Below are 13112 nucleotides of genomic sequence, written 5' to 3'. Positions count from 1 at the left end.
CCGGCTGAGTCCGCCGGATTTCGCTGCCCGTGCGTTAACGCCCGTCCAGCAGTGGCTGACGTGGGTCCCACGGCGGGTGCCCGGACACGTCGCGCCTGCGGCGCGCCATCGCGGACAGGGCTTCGAGCACGATGCGGTTGCCGAGCGCGGCGGTGATCCCGGCCTGGTCGTACGGCGGCGCGACCTCGACGACGTCCATCCCCACCACGGGTAGTTCGTAGCAGATCCGGCGCACGGAGTCGAGCAGCCCGCGGGCGGAAAGCCCGCCGGGCTCGGGGGTTCCGGTGCCGGGGGCGGCGGCGGGGTCGCACACGTCGATGTCGACCGACAGGAACACCCCCTCGCACTGGTCCAGCGCGACCGCGGACGCCTCGGTCAGGCATTCGCCCAGGCCGCGCGCCCCGATCTCGGTCATCTCGTAGGAGCGCATGTCGCGATCGGCCATCCAGCGCAGCGTCTCGGGGCCGGGCCAGTATCCGCGCAGGCCGATCTGGAGGAACCGGTCGCCGCGGACCGCCCCGGACTCGATGAGCCTGCGCATCGGCTGGCCGTGGCCGTACAGGTGGCCGAAGGCGACGTTGCCGGTGTCGGCGTGGGCGTCGAAGTGGATCATCGAGACGCGGCCCAGGCCGCGGACCCGCGCCACGCCCCTGGCGTCGGGCAGGGCGATCGTGTGGTCGCCGCCCAGCACGACCGGGACCGCGCCGCTGGAGGCGATGCGCCGCACCGCCTCCTCGATGGCGGCGATCGAGCCCTCGACGTCGCCGGAGTAGCACTCCACGTCGCCCGCGTCGAGCACCCGCAGGTCGGCGAGGGCGTCCACGCGCAGCGCGAGGCTCGGCCGGGAACCGTCGTGCGGCAGGTAGCACGCCTGGCGGATGGCCGCGGGGCCGAACCGGGCACCCGGCCGGTTGACGGTGCCCCCGTCGAACGGCGCGCCGAGGATCACCACGTCGGCGTCGGCGAACGTGCCCGGATCCGTGACATCGCACCGATCGACGCCGAGGAAGGTGATGTCGGCTCCGTACATCGGCCCATATCTGGCCACCGCGCGCTCCTTCCGGCCACCGGCCTACCTTCCCGGCCTTCCCGGGCGCGCGCGTCTCATTCCCCGCGAAGGGGTCATGCCTCCTTGTCGGTCACTCCGGCAGAGTCGAAGGTCGCGACGTCGTGCATGACGCGTACGGCGGCGCACACGAGCGGGTGCGCCAGCAGCGCGCCGGTCCCCTCGCCGAGGCGGAGTTCGAGGTCCACCAGCGGGCGCAGCCCGAGGTGGTCCAGGGCCAGGCGGTGGCCCGGTTCGGCCGAGCGGTGCCCGGCCACGCAGTGGTCCACGGCGGCGGGGGCGAGCGCGGCGGCGGCCAGCGCCGCGGCCCCGGCGATCACACCGTCCAAGATCACCGGGACCCGCGAGGCCGCCGCCGCCAGGACGAACCCGGCGATGGCCGCATGCTCCAGGCCGCCGAGCGCGCGCAGCGTGTCCAGCGGCCCGGCCTCGCACAGCGCGCGGTTGACGTCCAGGGCCTCCCGGACGACGTCGATCTTGTGGGTGTGCGTCTCCTCGTCGATCCCGGTGCCCCTGCCGGTGGCGACGGCCGGGTCGGCGCCGCAGAAGGCGCAGATCAGCGCGGCGGAGGCGGTGGTGTTGGCGATGCCCATGTCACCCGCGACGAGGCAGCGGGCGCCGGCCGCCAGCAGGTCGGCGGCCACCGTGATGCCGGTCTCCAGCGCGGTCACGACCTGCTCGCGGGTCATGGCCGGGCCGCGTGACAGGTCGGCCGTGCCCCGGGCGACCTTGCGGACCAGCAGGCCGTCGGCGGGCGGCAGGTCGCCCACCACGCCGACGTCCACGACGGTGACGGACGCGCCCATCTGGGCGGCGAACGCGTTGGCGACGGCTCCCCCGGCCAGGAAGTTGGCCACCATCTGGCCGGTGACCTCCTGCGGCCACGGGCTGACGCCGCGCACGTAGACGCCGTGGTCGGCGGCGAAGATGGCGAGGGCGGCGGGGACCGGCATGGGGGGCGGGCTGACGCCGGCCGAGCCGGCCAGCCGTACCGCGACCTCTTCCAGGACGCCGAGCGAGCCCCGCGGCTTGGTCAGGCGGTCCTGGTGGGCCGCCGCCTCGGCGAGCACGGCGGGGTCGGCGGGACGTACGGCGGCGATCGTCGCGTCAAGCAGGGGGCTCATCAACCATCCTCATCGCACGGCGGTGGGGCGGCCGGAGGCCAGGCGGGGGGCCGCCACGGCCAGCGGGGTGGAAAGGCGCGGGGGCGCAAGGTCGGGGGCGAGGCCCAGGGCCTCCTCGTAGCGGTCGAGCACGACGTCGGCCAGCACCTCGCAGTCGCCGATCACCTCGGCGCAGCGGATGTCCAGGTCGGGGTGCCCGGCCGCGTACGCGAGCGCCTGCGCCCACACGCGTTCCAGCAGCCCCCCGGCGAACAGCAGGTACGGCACGACGATGACGCGCCGGGCGCCGAGGCGGCGGCAGCGTTCCAGGCCGCCGGGCACGCCGGGCGGGGTGAGGGAGACGAAGGCGGTCTCCACGGTCATGTAGTCGTAGGCGTGGGTCTCCCAGAACAGCCGGGAGACCCGGTGGACGTCGGCATTGGCCGCGGCGTCGATGGAGCCGTCGCCGACCAGGACGACGGCCGTCTCGCGGGGTCCGGCGGGCTCCGGCTCCTCGTCGTGCGGCGCGGCGGCCGGGACCGCGCGCAGCCGGGGCATCTCCGTCGCGGCGTCGGCGAGCCGGTCGCCCAGCAGCGCGAGGATGCGGGGGTCGGGGCCGACCGGGCGGGCGCAGGAGTACAGGAGGGTGGGGTGGCGTTGCTGTTCGGCCGCCATGTGGGCGGGGATGTCCAGCCCGGCGCGGCGCTCGCCGTTCAGGGTGAGCGGGAGCGCGATCATCCGGTGGTGGCCCCTGCCCACCAGCGACGCGACGGTGTCGCCGAGCCGGGGCCGGGCGCGCTCCAGATAGCCTGCGGCGACGTCGGTACTGCGGTCGAGCCGGCACCGCAGCCGGTGTACGAATCTGCCGAATTCGGCTGCCCCGCTGTCATCGCCCGTGCCATGACCGATGAGCAGCAGTGGCGGCTTCATCCACGAATCTCCATCGTTCTTTACAGGCGTGACCTGCGAATGCTCGGACAAGTCACGCGAGGATATCCGAAAAGACACGGTTCTGACAGGCCATGTCGGAACCGGCGGTGCTGGTGGGACGGCGGAGATCATGCGGTCCTTGTGAGCCTCAGCGGCGGGTCCCGTGGAGGATCAGCACGGGGTCGGCGGGGGCCGCCGCGAGGGTCCCGTCAGGGCGTTCGGCGAGCCGTTCGGCGTGGATCCGCACGCCCTCGGCGCGGTAGCCGTACTCCCGCAGGACCGCCAGTACGGCCGGAGCCCGCTCCGCCTCCCGCAGCGCGCACACGAGAGCGGCCGGACCGCGTTTGGCGCACGCGGCCACCACCTCGGGCCCGCCCCCCGCGACGTACACGCCGTCGGGGTCGGGCAGCGGCTCCAGGGCGGCGGGGGCCTGCCCGCGGGTGAGGGCGACCTTGACACCGTGCGCGAGCACCCGGCGCTTGATGACCTCGCAGCGGCCGGCGTCCCGTTCCACGGCGAACACCGCCGCCCCGAACCCGGCGCAGTCCACGGACACCTCACCGTGGCCCGCGCCGATGTCCCACACCAGGTCGCCGAGCCGCGGGCCGAGCCTGGCGAGCACGAACGCGCGGGCCTCGGCGCCGATCCCCGGCGACCCGTGCGATTCGGCGGCCCACTCCCCCGGCCCCGGCCTGGCCCCGGCGAGCCACACCTCGCCGGGGCGGCGGTGGCGCGGATCGACGACCAGGACGATGCCGGGGTTCTTCCACGGGCGGGTGGTGGCCTCGCCCATCCGGCTGTGGATGATCCGCTCGTCGGGGCCGCCGAGGTCTTCGAAGACGATGAGCGCCCGCGGGGTGGTGGGGGCCAGCTCCCTGGCCAGTTCGGCGGGGCCGACACCGGGCGCTGCCAGCACGGCGACCTTGTGGTGGGCGCGGCACACGTTGGCCGCCCTGCGCAGTTCGGGGGTGCCGACCACCAGGGCGTCCTCCCAGGCCAGGCCGGCGTGGGCGAAGGCACGGGAGACGAGCGAGGCGGCGGGCAGCACCTCGGGGGCGAGGCCGTGCGCGCGCAGCTCGCGCACCGGGCCGAAGAACCCGGGGTCGCCGTCGGCGAGTACGACGGCGGGCCCGCCCGCCGAGCCCTCCAGGTGCTCGTCCAGCGCGCGGAGCACGTCGCCGGCGACGACCCTGGGCACGCCGGGATCGGGCCGCACCCGCCTGATGACCCGTTCCGGGCCGGTGACCAGCGCCGCCTGGTCCACCTTGGCCCGTGCCCCCGGTGACAGCTCCGAGCCGTCGCTGCCGATCACAGTGATCATCAGTGCTCACCGCCTCCCTCTCCCACAGTTACCGATGGCGGGCTCAACCGGTAGGTCCGGCGGGTGGAAGAGGGAGACGAAACGCGGCGGCCTTTCGGTGTGTCATATCAGTATTAAAGTGCCCGAATACCACTATTCGGGTAGGCGTATCACGCGCCGGTCAGCGAATGCGGAGCCCGGAGCGGCACCACTTCGCCGGGATGCGGGACCTCCGCGAGGTCGGACAGTGGTTCGGTGCCGAGCGGTGGCGGTGCGGCCAGGATCTCCTCCAGCAGGGTGCGCGCGGCGGGGGTGAGCGGCCGGGTGGAGTCCCAGTGGACGGCCACGCGGCGTCCGCAGGTGTCGGCCAGGCGGCGGACCATGACGCCGCCGGTGTCGGCGGTGGAGACGGCGAGCTGGTTGGTCACGCCGACGCCGAGGCCGTGCCGTACCAGCGAGACGAGCGTCTGCGGCTGGTTGGTGGCCTGCACCGCCTCGACCTCGAAGCCGTGCCTGCGGAAGACCTTGTAGGTCTCAAAGCCCATGGCGGTCGGCGATCCGAGCCGGCCGATGGTGATCAGCGGGTAGGCGGCCACCGCGGCCACGGGCAGCGGGTCGGGCAGGCGGGCCAGCGGGTGGCCGGGCGGGTGGACGACCACCAGCGGTTCGCGCCACAGCGGGCGGCTGCGCACCGGGGGCGCCGGCGGCGGGGTCATCGGCCGTAGGTAGACGTCGATCTCCCCTGAGGTCAGCGCGCTGTCCAGTTCCAGCGTGGCCCGCTCGACGAGCACCACCTTGATGGCGGGGCTGTGCCTGGCCAGCCGGTCCAGCACGGCCGGGACGAACGCCGCCCCCGCGCTCGGATAGCTGCCCAGGGTGACCACGCCCCTGGCGGCCCCGCGCCGGTCGGCCATCGCGGCCTCGGCGAAGGCCAGCTCGCGCAGGATGGAACGGGCGTGGTCGGCGAGCACCACCCCCGCCTCGGTCAGCTCGACCGGCCGCTTGCTCCGATCGAACAGCGGGAGGCCGGCCTCCCGCTCCAGCGCGGCGACGTGCATGCTCACCCGGGGTTGTGAGCGATGCACGGCTTCGGCCGCCGCACTGAAACTCCCCGTGTCAACGACCCCGAGAAACGAAACGAACCACTCCAGACGGACATCCGGTCGCAACATGGATCCGCTTTACCCCGCCGTTCGCAGCGCGACAAGATCTTGCCGTGAACCGGATGCCCGCTGATCCGTCTTCCGAATAATCCCATCCATAATTCGCGCTTAACAGTGGACCGGTATGGACCATAAGCTCGCGGAAACGACAGGCCCGTGACCTTTTGCCCGCCCCCTACACCCCCCTACGCCCCCTTCACGGCGCCGACGTCCGTGCATTCGCGCAGGAGTCATGCTCATGACCGCATTTTCCGGTTCACCGACCCCCCACCACCAGGCCAAACCCGCGGGACGCGTCCGCTGGACGATGATCTGGCTGGCCTTCGGCGCCACGACGATCAACTACCTGGACCGTGCCAACCTCGGCGTCGCGCTCCCGTACATGACGGAGGAGCTGAACCTCTCCAAGACCGGCGCGGGCGTGCTGCTCGGCGCGTTCTTCTGGACCTACGCCGTGACCCTGCTGCCGTCTGGATGGCTGGTGGACCGCATCGGGCCGCGCCGGATGATGGTGATCGCGGTGGCCGGGTGGTCGATCGTGACCATGCTGATCGGCGCGGCGAGCGGCTTTTTGGTGCTGCTCCTGCTGCGGCTGCTGCTCGGCGCGGCCGAGTCCCCCTCCTACCCGTCCAGCACCAAGATCGTCGCCCGCTGGTTCCCCTCCAGGGAACGGGCGATGGCCGCGTCGATCTTCGACAGCGGGGGCAGGGCGGGCACCGCGCTGGCGCTGCCGTTGATCACCGTGGTCATCGCGGTCGTCGGCTGGCGCGGCTCGTTCGTCGCGGCCGGCCTGCTCGGCCTGCTGTTCTGCGCGCTGTGGCTGCGGGTCTACCGCGACCCCGAGACGCACCCGCGCCTTTCCGCGCAGGAGCACACCTACATCAAGGAGGGCGGCGGGGCCGACGCGGGCTCGGACGTGCCCCCCATGGCCTGGGGCAGGCTGCTGCGCTACCGCACCACCTGGGGCATGATCCTGGGCTTCTTCTGCCTGTCCTTCGTGCTCTACTTCTTCATCACCTGGTTCCCGTCCTACCTGGTCGACGCCCGCGGGTTCGACCTGCTCAAGCTCGGGATCTTCGGCATGCTCCCGGCGCTGCTCGCCATCCCGGCGCAGTGGCTGGGCGGGGCGCTGCAGACCCGGCTGATCAACGCGGGCCGCAGCGTCTCCTACGCCCGCAAGGTGCCCCTCATCAGCGGGCTCGTGGTGTCCTCGGTGATCGTCTTCGCCGGGATCGTGGAGAGCCCGGCCGCGGCGCTGGCCCTGCTCGCCCTCTCCCAGTGCGCGCTGTGCTTCGCCGCCTCCAGCCTGTGGGCGCTGCCCGCCGACGTCGCGCCCGCCCCGGGCAACGTGGCCTCGCTGGCCGGCATCCAGGGCTTCGCCTCCAACGCCGCCGGGTTCGTCAGCCCGCTCGTGGTCGGCATCCTGCTGGACTCGACCGGCGGGTCGTACGTGGCCCCGCTGGCCGTCGCCGGCGGTGTGGCCCTGGTCGGCGCCCTCGTCTACGCGTTCGTCATCGGCAAGATCGCACCGCTCGGCGGCGCGGCCACCGGCCCGGCGGCGGACGCCGCACCCACCCCCCAGCAAACCTGACCCAACACCTAGAGAAGGAGAACAGCCGGTATGACCAGCATCGCCGAGGATGTCCTGGCGGCGTTCCGCATCGTCTCCACCGCGTCGGTGGCCGACGCGGTGGAACTGCAGGGGGTCCGCGGCTACATGAGCGGCGGAATCCGGATGCAGACGCCGGGCGCGGGCACGCTGGCCGGCCCCGCGGTGACCGTGCGGGAGGTGCCGACCGAGGAGGCCGAGCCGCCCACGCACGCGCTGGCCGCCATCGACGAGTCCGACCCCGGCAGCGTCGTGTGCATCGACGCGGGCGGCGCGGACGTCGCTGTCTGGGGCGGGCTGATGACGGCGGGAGCCGTGGCCAGGGGGATCGCGGGGGCCGTGCTGGACGCGGGCGTACGCGACGTGACCGAGATCCAGCGCGACTACCCCCAGTTCCCCGTCTACTCCCGGTGGAGCGTGCCCGCCACCACGGTCGGCCGCTACCGCACCGTGTCGCTGAACGAGCCCGTCGTGCTGGGCGGCGTGTCGGTCCACCCGGGCGACCTCATCGTGGCCGACCGGGACGGCGTGGTACGGGTGCCCGCCCGCCTGATCACCGCCGTGCTCGACGCGGCCACCGAGATCGAACGGCGCGAGCGCGAGCAGACCCGCCTCATCCTCGACACCGGCTCGCTGCGCGACGGCCTGGCGAAGTACAACCGGATATGACCGGCGAAACGGGCGGGGTGCTGGCGCTCGGGGAACCGCTCGTCGAGTTCAACGCGGCCACGGAGGGAGCGCTGGAACAGGCGGAGTCCTTCGCGGTCGGGTACGGCGGCGACACCTCCAACATGGTGATCGCCGCACGGCGCACCGGGGCGCGGGCGGAGTACGTGACGCGGGTCGGCGGCGACGCGTTCGGCAGGAGGCTGCTGGACCTCTGGCGGGCCGAAGGGGTGGACACCGGCCATGTGGTGGTCGAGCCGGACGGCCGTACCGGGATCTACTTCGTAGCCAGGCACGGCGGCGGCGCGCACGCCTTCACCTACTACCGGGCCGGTTCCCCCGCCAGCCGGTTGTCACCCGCGGACGTGCCGGAGGAGGCCGTGGCCGGCGCGGGGGTGCTGCACGTCAGCGGCATCACCCAGGCGATCTCGGCGAGCGCGTGCGACGCGGCGTTCCACGCCATGACGGTGGCCAGGGCGCACGGCACCCTGGTGTCCTACGACCCCAACCACCGCCCGGCGCTGTGGCCCGAGGAACGGGCGCGGGCCATCGTGACCCGCAGCGTCGAACTCGCCGACATCGCGCTGCCCAACCTGGAGGAGGGCCGGCTGCTGACCGGGGAGCGCGATCCAGAGGCGGTGCTCGGGGCGTTCGCGGCCCGGTGCCGCGGGGTGGTCGTGCTCAAGATGGGCGCCGACGGCGCGCTGGTCGGCGCGGACGGCCGGGCGACCCACGTGCCCGCCCACCCCGTGACGCCCGTGGACGCCGCGGGCGCGGGCGACACCTTCGACGGGGCGTTCGCCGCGCTGCTGCTGGAAGGGGCCACCCCGGTGGAGGCCGCGCGGTACGCGGTGGTGGCGGCGGCGCTGACCACCACCGGCCCCGGCGCGGTCGGGCCCATCCCGGCCCGTACGGCGGTGCGGGCGCGCCTCGCGACGGCGGAGGCGGCCGGCTGACGGCGGCCCAGGTTTGGCACCGGGCGCGGGGGTAGGGGGCCGGTTCCGGACAACTTCGGCGTAGGGGGTGACGCCATGGAACGCGGCAGCGCGAAACACGGCCCGCGCCTGGACGAGCATCAAAAGCAGGAGAGCGAGGGCATCGTCAGGGGCGGCGGCACGTCACACGCGGAGGAGTGGAAGGAGCCCGAGCCCACCGAACGCCCCGGCGAGAAGGACCTCGCCCCGCCGCCCGAACCGCCGGGCCACGAGCGCGGCAGCCCGCAGGGGATCAGCCCCGCCGACGTGGAACGGCGCAGCAACCTGGCCAAATGGCTGAGCAACGCGAGCTTCCCCGCCGGGCGGGACGCGCTGCTCGCCCACGCGGAAGGAGCGGGCGCGCCGGACGCCGTACTGGAGGCGGTGCGGGCACTGCCCGACCTGCAGTACGCCAACGTGTCCGAGGTGGCGCAGGCGCTGGGGCTCGGCGTCGAGACCCGCCGCACGTGAACGACATCCTGGGGGTGGAAGATGAAGCTCGACGCGATCCGTCCGCTTTACGACCAGCCCGGACCGTTCGCCTCGGTCTACCTGTACGCCGGCCGGTCCGACGCGAGCGGCGCGGAGGAGGTCGCGCTGCGCTGGCGGGAACTGCGCGGCCACCTCGCCGGGGAGAGCGACGGCGCGTCGCTGGACGCGATCGAGGAGCGGGTGACCGACCCCGGCGAGGCCGCCCCGGGGCGCGCGCTGTTCGCGACCCACGGGCAGGTGGCGCACGATGAGGCGCTGCCCGAGCCGCCACGCCGGGAGATCGCCCGCTGGGCGGCCCTGCCGCACCTGATGCCGCTGCTGGCCCAGCGCGGCGAGAGCGTCCCGCACGTCCGGGTGATCGCCGACCACACCGGGGCCGACGTCATCGTGGCCGGACAGGGGGCGCCCCGCCGTACGGCGGTCGGGGAGGAACAGGACTGGCCGCTGACCAAGACCGGGCAGGGCGGCTGGTCGCAGAAGCGCTACGAACGAGGGGTCGAGGAGACCTGGGAGCGCAACGCGATCGCGGTCGCGGAGGCGGTGGACGATGAGGTCCGCAGGACCGGAGCGGAGCTGGTCGTGGTGGGCGGCGCGCCGAGGTCCCGGGCGCTGGTGTGCGAACACCTGGGCGCCGCGGCGGCCGAACGCGTGGTGATGGCCGAGCACGGCAGCAGGGCCGAGGGCGCGGACCCGGCGGCCTTCGAGGCCGCGGCCGACGCCGCGGTGGACGCGTTGGTCGAGGGCAGGCGCGCCGAACTGCTGGACCGCTACGGCGTCGGGCCGTCGTCCCGCGGCCTGGACGACACGGTGGCGGCGCTGCGCGACGGCCGGGTGGAGGTACTGCTGATCGCCGACGAGCAGTCGGCCGACGACCTGCTGTGGATCGGCGAGGAGGGCGCGCAGCTCGCCCTGGAGGCCGGCCACCTGCGGGCGTACGGCGTGGCCGAGCCGGTGCGCGAACGCGCCGACGCGGCCTTGGTCCGGGCCGCCGCGACGACCGACGCCGAGCTGTGGTTCGCCGGGCGCGACGCGCTCGGCACGGACGTCGCCGCGCTGCTGCGTTACTGAGTGACGATCACGACTTCCAGGGTGCGCGGGCCGTGTACGCCCTCCACCCGGTCGAGTTCGATGTCGCTGGTCGCCGACGGGCCGCTGATCCAGGTCAGCGGGCGCGCCGGGTCCAGCGCGGCGATCGCCTCGGGCACGCCGGGGACGATCTGGGCGGCGCGCACCAGGCACAGGTGGTAGTCGGGGATCAGGGTGAGCGCGCGGCGGCCCTGCCCGGGACCGGCGTCCAGCACGATCGTGCCGGTCTCGGCGACGGCCACCGCGCATCCGGTGATCACGCCGTCTGCGACGTCGAGGGCCGACGCGGCCAGCGGTGGTTCGTCGCGCAGCACGGCGGCGGCCGGCACTGCCGCGGCCCACTCCGCGTCCAGGCCGCCGGGCACGACGATGCGCCGCACGCCGCGTCTGTCCAGCGCCTCGGCGATGAGCGCGGGCGCGTCGGCCTCCGGCGCGATGTGGACGGACGCCCGGTAGTCGCCCACCCGCTCGGCGAACCGTTCGGCGGCGGCGCCCTCGGGGCTGCCGGCCGTGTGATGGGCACGCGGGATCTCCACCTCGGGCGCGTCGCGTACGGCGGCGCGGACGCGGGCGAGGATGCGCTCCCTGGACCCGCTCATCGGCGGCCTCCGTTCGTCCTGGCCCACCAGTCCCTGAAGGACTCCGGCGGGATGTCGGGGATGTCGCGGGTGTCGGTCCAGCCCGCCAGCGGGCCGGGCAGGCGTCCGGGGGCGAGCCGGCGGAACCGGGCGGCCAGCCGCTGGGCGCGGGCCAGCCGTACCGGGCGGTCGAGGATCCAGCCCGCGGCGCGCATGCCGGCCCGCTCGGCGAGCGGGTGCGGGGCCTTGGCCCGCAGGTGGACCAGGACCTCGGGGATGTCGATGGCCACCGGGCACACGTCGTAGCAGGCGCCGCACAGGCTGGAGGCGTACGGCAGCGACCGGTCGAGGTCGGATTCCATGCCGCGAAGCTGCGGGGTGAGGATCGCGCCGATCGGCCCCGGGTAGACCGAGCCGTAGGCGTGGCCACCGGTCCGCTCGTAGACGGGGCACACGTTGAGGCAGGCCGAGCACCGGATGCAGCGCAGCGCCTGGCGGCCCACCTCGTCGGCGAGGACCCGGGTGCGCCCGTTGTCCAGCAGCACCAGATGGAACTCCTGGCCTTCCACCGCGCCCGTCCAGGTGGAGGTGTAGGGGTTCATCCGCTCGCCGGTGGAGCTGCGCGGCAGCAGTTGCAGGAAGACCGCCAGATCCCGCCAGGACGGCACCACCTTCTCGATGCCCACCACGCTGATCAGCGTCTCCGGCAGGGTCAGGCACATCCGGCCGTTGCCCTCCGACTCCAGCACCACGAGCGTACCGGTCTCGGCGACCATGAAGTTGGCCCCGGAGATCGCGACCTTGGCGGCCAGGAAGCGGTCGCGCAGATGCAGGCGGGCGGCCTCGGCCAGGGCGCGGGGGTCGTCGGTGAGGCCGGCGGGCGCGGGGCGGCCCCGGCGGCCCATCTCGGACAGGAAGATCTCCCGGATCTCCGCGCGGTTGCGGTGGATCGCCGGGACCAGGATGTGCGAGGGCAGGTCGTCGCCGAGCTGCACGATCAGCTCGGCGAGGTCGGTCTCGTGCGCGGTGATGCCGTGCGCGGCGAGCGTCTCGTTGAGCCCGATCTCCTGGGTGGCCATCGACTTGACCTTCACCACGTCGGTCTCGCCGGTGGCCTTGACCAGCCGGGTCACGATCCGGCCGGCCTCCTCGGCGTCTTCCGCCCAGTGGACCCGGCCACCGGCCCGGGTGACGGCCTCCTCCAGCTCGACGAGGTGGGTGTCCAGGTTGCGGAGGGTGTGGTCCTTGATCGCCTTGGCGGTCGCCCGCAGCTCCGCCCAGTCCGGCAGCTCCGCCACCACCTGGGCGCGCCTGCTCCGGATCGTGCCGGTGGCCTTGCGCAGGTTGTACCGCAACTGCGAATCCCGCACGGCCCGCCCCGCGTTCGCCGCGAAACTCACGGGCGGGCCTCGGTGGCGGCCAGGATCTCGGCGAGGTGCATGGTGCGCACTCCGGCGCGCTGGCGGGTGAGGGTGCCGCCGATGTGCATCAGGCAGGAGTTGTCGGCGGCGCACAGGACCTCGGCGCCGGTGTCGAGCACCGCGCGGACCTTGTCGGCGCACATCGCGGCGGACACCGCGGGGTTCTTGACCGCGAAGGTGCCGCCGAACCCGCAGCACTGGTCCGCGTCCGGGAGCGGCACCAGGTCCAGGCCGCGGACCCGGCGCAGCAGCCGGGCGGGGCGGTCGCCGAGGCGCAGGCCGCGCAGCGAGTGGCAGGTCGGGTGGTAGGTCACCCGGTGCGGGAAGTACGCGCCGACGTCGGTGACGCCGAGCACGTCCACCAGGAACTCCGACAGGTCATGGACCCTGGGCACGGTCGCCGCCACCGCGCGGGCGGGCGCGCCGGGCGGGGCCAGCCGCGGATACTGCTCGCGTACCATGGCCGCGCACGAACCCGAGGGCACCACCACCGCGTCGTACCCGGCGAACACGCTGACGAACCGCCCGGCCAGACGAGTGCTCTCGGCCCGGTATCCCGTGTTCAGGTGCATCTGGCCGCAGCAGGTCTGCCCGGCGGGGAACTCCACCTCGCACCCCAGGCGGCGCAGCAGCGACACCACCGCCTGGCCCGTCCGCGGGAACAGCGTGTCGTTGACGCATGTGATGAACAACGCGACCCGCACCCGGACCACACTAAACGATC

13 protein-coding genes are annotated in these 13112 nt (G+C 73.9%); 5 read left to right on the top strand and 8 right to left on the bottom strand.

What is annotated here, in order from left to right; all coding sequences use genetic code 11:
- Positions 1–34 precede the first annotated feature (34 nt).
- The 5 genes from speB to ACH34R_RS25340 all read right to left on the bottom strand — a co-directional run bounded on the left by speB (position 35) and on the right by ACH34R_RS25340 (position 5571).
- A complete protein-coding gene (gene speB / locus ACH34R_RS25360; protein ID WP_397564007.1) occupies positions 35–1048 on the bottom strand; it encodes an agmatinase in 1014 nt (337 codons plus the stop codon).
- A gap of 74 nt (positions 1049–1122) precedes the next feature.
- The gene (cobT, locus tag ACH34R_RS25355) at positions 1123–2190 is read right to left on the bottom strand and encodes a nicotinate-nucleotide--dimethylbenzimidazole phosphoribosyltransferase (protein ID WP_397564006.1); all 1068 of its coding nucleotides are present in this window, start codon (positions 2188–2190) and stop codon (positions 1123–1125) included.
- 9 nt (positions 2191–2199) lie between these two features.
- Entirely contained in the window at positions 2200–3099 is a 900-nt protein-coding gene (locus ACH34R_RS25350) for a sirohydrochlorin chelatase (protein ID WP_397564005.1), read from the bottom strand.
- A 148-nt stretch (positions 3100–3247) separates the two neighbouring features.
- Positions 3248–4420 carry a precorrin-6Y C5,15-methyltransferase (decarboxylating) subunit CbiT gene (locus ACH34R_RS25345; RefSeq protein ID WP_397564004.1) on the bottom strand — a complete coding sequence of 391 codons (1173 nt, stop codon included), beginning with the start codon at positions 4418–4420 and terminating at the stop codon, positions 3248–3250.
- A gap of 149 nt (positions 4421–4569) precedes the next feature.
- Positions 4570–5571, bottom strand: coding sequence for a LysR family transcriptional regulator (locus ACH34R_RS25340; RefSeq protein ID WP_397564003.1), 1002 nt, complete (start codon positions 5569–5571; stop codon positions 4570–4572).
- A gap of 229 nt (positions 5572–5800) precedes the next feature.
- Between ACH34R_RS25340 and ACH34R_RS25335 the strand changes: the two genes are divergently transcribed.
- The 5 genes from ACH34R_RS25335 (at position 5801) to ACH34R_RS25315 (ending at position 10371) form a co-directional block, all read left to right on the top strand.
- Positions 5801–7153 carry an MFS transporter gene (locus ACH34R_RS25335; RefSeq protein ID WP_397564002.1) on the top strand — a complete coding sequence of 451 codons (1353 nt, stop codon included), beginning with the start codon at positions 5801–5803 and terminating at the stop codon, positions 7151–7153.
- A 30-nt stretch (positions 7154–7183) separates the two neighbouring features.
- Entirely contained in the window at positions 7184–7840 is a 657-nt protein-coding gene (locus ACH34R_RS25330) for an RraA family protein (protein WP_397564001.1), read from the top strand.
- A complete protein-coding gene (locus ACH34R_RS25325; RefSeq protein ID WP_397564000.1) occupies positions 7837–8793 on the top strand; it encodes a sugar kinase in 957 nt (318 codons plus the stop codon). The genes ACH34R_RS25330 and ACH34R_RS25325 overlap by 4 nt, the downstream gene beginning before the upstream one ends.
- A gap of 75 nt (positions 8794–8868) precedes the next feature.
- On the top strand, positions 8869–9282 hold the full coding sequence (locus ACH34R_RS25320; protein ID WP_397563999.1) for a DUF2795 domain-containing protein: 414 nt from the start codon (positions 8869–8871) through the stop codon (positions 9280–9282).
- Between the two features lie 21 nt (positions 9283–9303).
- Positions 9304–10371 carry a Vms1/Ankzf1 family peptidyl-tRNA hydrolase gene (locus ACH34R_RS25315; RefSeq protein ID WP_397563998.1) on the top strand — a complete coding sequence of 356 codons (1068 nt, stop codon included), beginning with the start codon at positions 9304–9306 and terminating at the stop codon, positions 10369–10371.
- On the opposite strand, the gene ACH34R_RS25310 is transcribed toward ACH34R_RS25315, so the two are convergent.
- Genes ACH34R_RS25310 through ACH34R_RS25300 form a run of 3 tightly spaced genes read right to left on the bottom strand, consistent with a single transcriptional unit; the run spans position 10365 to position 13092 of the window.
- Complete coding sequence (locus ACH34R_RS25310) at positions 10365–10988, bottom strand: lactate utilization protein C (RefSeq protein ID WP_397563997.1); 624 nt, start codon at positions 10986–10988, stop codon at positions 10365–10367. The two genes, ACH34R_RS25315 and ACH34R_RS25310, sit on opposite strands and share 7 nt — an antisense overlap.
- Entirely contained in the window at positions 10985–12367 is a 1383-nt protein-coding gene (locus ACH34R_RS25305) for a lactate utilization protein B (RefSeq protein WP_397563996.1), read from the bottom strand. Before ACH34R_RS25305 ends, ACH34R_RS25310 begins: the two co-directional genes overlap by 4 nt.
- Positions 12364–13092 carry a (Fe-S)-binding protein gene (locus ACH34R_RS25300; RefSeq protein WP_397563995.1) on the bottom strand — a complete coding sequence of 243 codons (729 nt, stop codon included), beginning with the start codon at positions 13090–13092 and terminating at the stop codon, positions 12364–12366. The genes ACH34R_RS25305 and ACH34R_RS25300 overlap by 4 nt, the downstream gene beginning before the upstream one ends.
- Positions 13093–13112: the final 20 nt, after the last annotated feature.

Source organism: Spongiactinospora sp. 9N601 (assembly GCF_044326295.1).
GTDB lineage: Bacteria > Actinomycetota > Actinomycetes > Streptosporangiales > Streptosporangiaceae > Spongiactinospora > Spongiactinospora gelatinilytica.
Note: the sequence above shows the minus strand (reverse complement) of the source record. Positions and strands in the feature narration are given on the sequence as shown.

What these genes read in the sequence shown, in the direction of transcription:
- cobT (WP_397564006.1), bottom strand. Translation starts at nt 2,190, where the DNA reads ATGAGCCCCCTGCTTGACGCGACGATCGCCGCCGTACGTCCCGCCGAC.
- ACH34R_RS25350 (WP_397564005.1), bottom strand. Translation starts at nt 3,099, where the DNA reads ATGAAGCCGCCACTGCTGCTCATCGGTCATGGCACGGGCGATGACAGC.
- ACH34R_RS25345 (WP_397564004.1), bottom strand. Translation starts at nt 4,420, where the DNA reads ATGATCACTGTGATCGGCAGCGACGGCTCGGAGCTGTCACCGGGGGCA.
- ACH34R_RS25340 (WP_397564003.1), bottom strand. Translation starts at nt 5,571, where the DNA reads ATGTTGCGACCGGATGTCCGTCTGGAGTGGTTCGTTTCGTTTCTCGGG.
- ACH34R_RS25335 (WP_397564002.1), top strand. Translation starts at nt 5,801, where the DNA reads ATGACCGCATTTTCCGGTTCACCGACCCCCCACCACCAGGCCAAACCC.
- ACH34R_RS25330 (WP_397564001.1), top strand. Translation starts at nt 7,184, where the DNA reads ATGACCAGCATCGCCGAGGATGTCCTGGCGGCGTTCCGCATCGTCTCC.
- ACH34R_RS25325 (WP_397564000.1), top strand. Translation starts at nt 7,837, where the DNA reads ATGACCGGCGAAACGGGCGGGGTGCTGGCGCTCGGGGAACCGCTCGTC.
- ACH34R_RS25320 (WP_397563999.1), top strand. Translation starts at nt 8,869, where the DNA reads ATGGAACGCGGCAGCGCGAAACACGGCCCGCGCCTGGACGAGCATCAA.
- ACH34R_RS25315 (WP_397563998.1), top strand. Translation starts at nt 9,304, where the DNA reads ATGAAGCTCGACGCGATCCGTCCGCTTTACGACCAGCCCGGACCGTTC.
- ACH34R_RS25310 (WP_397563997.1), bottom strand. Translation starts at nt 10,988, where the DNA reads ATGAGCGGGTCCAGGGAGCGCATCCTCGCCCGCGTCCGCGCCGCCGTA.